The 300-nt window shown below is 40.7% G+C and carries 1 protein-coding gene; it reads left to right on the top strand.

Translation table 11 applies throughout. The annotated features are described in order from the left end of the window. Positions 1 to 273 (top strand): transposase (locus FTW16_RS22250; RefSeq protein ID WP_146492467.1); only part of this gene is annotated, 273 nt, incomplete at its 5' end. Positions 274 to 300: the final 27 nt, after the last annotated feature.

Below are 300 nucleotides of genomic sequence, written 5' to 3'. Positions count from 1 at the left end.
ATTGGCGTAGCACCTATAACAAGAGAAAGTGGACGCTTTAAAGGCAAACGGATGATAAAAGGAGGTCGACCTCAAGTTAGAACCGTTATGTATATGGCAATGATGTCTGCCATCCAATGTAACCCCGTTTTTAAGGCTACTTATGAACGATTACTCGCGGCAGGTAAACCAAAAAAAGTCGCAATCGTTGCCTGCATGAGAAAGATGGTTGTAATACTTAATTCAATGATAAGAGACGGCGTAATGTGGGATAAAGGTAGCGCCAAAAATTAACTATTGACGCCATAGTCTCTTGTTATA

The sequence above is a fragment of the Vibrio sp. T20 genome (assembly GCF_007858795.1).
GTDB classification, from domain to species: Bacteria; Pseudomonadota; Gammaproteobacteria; order Enterobacterales; family Vibrionaceae; genus Vibrio; species Vibrio satsumensis.
Note: the sequence above shows the minus strand (reverse complement) of the source record. Positions and strands in the feature narration are given on the sequence as shown.